At 71.7% G+C, this 2,695-nt stretch carries 2 protein-coding genes and 1 pseudogene; 2 read left to right on the top strand and 1 reads right to left on the bottom strand.

Annotated features, from left to right (window positions below):
* Window positions 1-426 precede the first annotated feature (426 nt).
* Window positions 427-1,539, top strand: a complete 1,113-nt coding sequence (locus ACFP1K_RS09985; protein ID WP_380749978.1) for a Dyp-type peroxidase — start codon at window positions 427-429, stop codon at window positions 1,537-1,539.
* On the top strand, window positions 1,536-2,330 hold the full coding sequence (locus ACFP1K_RS09990; protein WP_380749478.1) for a family 1 encapsulin nanocompartment shell protein: 795 nt from the start codon (window positions 1,536-1,538) through the stop codon (window positions 2,328-2,330). The genes ACFP1K_RS09985 and ACFP1K_RS09990 overlap by 4 nt, the downstream gene beginning before the upstream one ends.
* Window positions 2,331-2,493: 163 nt before the next feature.
* Here the strand turns inward: ACFP1K_RS09990 and ACFP1K_RS09995 are convergent.
* Window positions 2,494-2,695, bottom strand: a pseudogene (locus ACFP1K_RS09995) (hypothetical protein); the annotation flags it as partial.

Consider the following 2,695-nt stretch of genomic DNA (forward strand, 5'->3'; position numbering starts at 1 on the left):
GCAAGCACCCCCCAGAAGGCCCCACCACCCATGACAGCGCCCCCCGGGACCCCGAAAGGCAGGAGCATGACGGCGGAACGGGCGCGGACACCTCCGACGACTCCGCCACCGGCCCCCCGCCCCACAGGACACCCCTCACACGGGCAAGTCGGTGCGCGTGACCGTGGACGGGTGATCATCTTGAATAAGGCAGAGCCGCAGCCAGCGCTCGGGCCATTGACCAACGCGGCGGTCCGTCTGGTGCTGAACGTCCACCGGTGCGACGACGCAGGAACCGCCCGGAAGGCAGGAGTATGACGGCGAAACGGGCGCAGACACCCCCGAGGGCCTCGGCTTCTCGCCCCACAGGACACCTCCCGCACGGGCAAGTCGGTGCGTGTGATCGTTTGTGGGGTGGTCTTTGTGGATGAGGTGGAGCCGCAGGCGGTGCTTGGGCCGTTGACCAATGCGGCGGTTTTTCTGGTGGTGACGGTTGAGCCGGGTGGGGAAGGCGTGGTGCGGGGGTTGCTGGCCGAGGTCGGGGGGCTGGCGCGGGCGATCGGGTTCCGGAGTGGGAGTGGGGGGCTGACGTGTGTCACCGGGATCGGGGCCGAGGCTTGGGGGCGGCTGTTCTCCGGGCCGCGGCCCGCGGAGCTGCATCCCTTCCGTGAGGTACGGGGGGCGCGGCACACGGCGCCGTCCACGCCCGGCGACCTGCTCTTCCACATCAGGGCCGAGCGGATGGACCTGTGCTTCGAACTGGCGACGCAGATCATGGCCGGTCTCGGCGACGCGGTGACCGTCCAGGACGAAGTGCACGGATTCCGCTACTTCGACCGTCGTGACCTGCTCGGATTCGTGGACGGCACCGAGAACCCCACGGGCCGTGACGCCTTCGAGGCCGTCACCGTCGGGGGCCGCGACCCCGGCCAGGACCCGGAGTTCTCCGGCGGCAGCTACGTCATCGTGCAGAAGTACCTGCACGACGTCGCCGCCTGGAACGCCCTGCCCACCGAGGCCCAGGAACTGGCGGTCGGCCGCACCAAGCTCTCGGACATCGAACTCCCCGACGACCGCAAACCGGCCGACTCCCACGTGGCGCTGACCACGATCGTCGGCCCCGACGGCACCGAGCGGAAGATCGTCCGCGACAACATGCCGTTCGGCTCCCCCGGCCGCGGCGAGTTCGGCACCTACTTCATCGGCTACTCCGCCACCCCGTCGGTGATCGAGCAAATGCTCGAGAACATGTTCACCGGCCTCCCCCCGGCCCCCCACGACCGCCTCCTGGACTTCTCCACCGCGGTCACCGGCACCCTGTTCCACGTCCCCACAGCCGACTTCCTCGACGCCCCTCCCCCACCCCCGGCCGCCACCCAGCCGGCCGCCACCGCGCCGGCCACGGCCGAGCAGCCCACCGCCGTAGCGCGGGCCGCCCTCGGTGTCGCGGCGGACGGCCCTCCCGGGGAGACCGGCCCGTCATCCGAACCATCCGACACCCTGCCCGCACCCGACGGGTCGCTGGGGATCGGCGATCTGAAGAGGAGCACCTCGCGATGAACAACCTGCACCGCGAACTCGCGCCCATCTCCGGCGCTGCCTGGGCCGACCTGGAGGCCGAGGCGCGGCGCACCTTCGTGCGCAACCTGGCCGGGAGGCGGCTGGTGGACGTCCCGGAGCCGGGCGGCCTCACCCTGTCGGCCGTGCCCACCGGCCACGCCTCCTCCATCGAGCCGCCCGCCCCGGGCGTGGTGGCGAACATGCGCCGGTCCCGCCCGCTGATCGAGCTGCGCGTGCCGTTCAACGTGGACCGCGAGGCCGTGGACGCCGTCGAGCGCGGCGCCAAGGACGCCGACTGGGAACCGGTCAAGGAGGCCGCCCGCCAAATGGCCTTCGCCGAGGACCGCGCCATCTTCGAGGGTTACGCCGCCGCCGGCATCGAGGGCATCCGCAGCTCGTCGTCCAACCCCCGCCTCCTGCTCCCCTCCGAGCCCAAGGACTACCCCGACATGGTCAGCCAGGCCATCAGCACCCTCCGCCTGGCCGGTGTCGACGGCCCGTACTCCCTGGCCCTGAGCGCCGAGATCTACACGATCGTCAGCGAAACCTCCGACCACGGCTACCCCATCCACGAACACCTGGCCCGCCTGCTGGACGGCGACATCGTCTGGGCCCCCGCCATAACCGGCGCCTTCCTCCTGACCACCCGAGGCGGCGACCACACCCTCCACCTGGGCCAGGACCTCTCAATCGGCTACGACTCCCACGACTCCACCACCATCCGCCTCTACCTCCAGGAATCCTTCACCTTCCAAACCCACACCCCAGAGTCAGCAGTCGCCCTCACCTGACCACCGGCCCCCTCCCCACGATCACCAACCCCACCGGGACGCATCCCCGAGGGACACCGACGCGCCCCGGCAGGACCGGGAGGTGCGGGGGGGTACGGGGCATCCCCCGCATGGGAGCAACCCTTGCGCCTGCCGCGCGAAGCGCGCCATCGCAAGGACCATTTCAACCGGCGTCCACTGCCACGCTCTCCTCGGTGGGGGCCTCGGGCCCCGTGGCGGGGGTCTCGGGGTCCGTGGCGGGGGTCTCGGGGTCCGTGGCGGGGGTCTCGGGGTCCGTGGCGGGGGTCACGGGGTCCGTGGCGGGGGTCACGGGGTCCGTGGCGGGGGTCACGGGGTCCGTGGCGGGGGTCACGGGGTCCGTGGCG

Origin of the sequence: Sphaerisporangium aureirubrum (genome assembly GCF_042658925.1) — a bacterium.
GTDB classification, from domain to species: Bacteria; Actinomycetota; Actinomycetes; order Streptosporangiales; family Streptosporangiaceae; genus Sphaerisporangium; species Sphaerisporangium aureirubrum.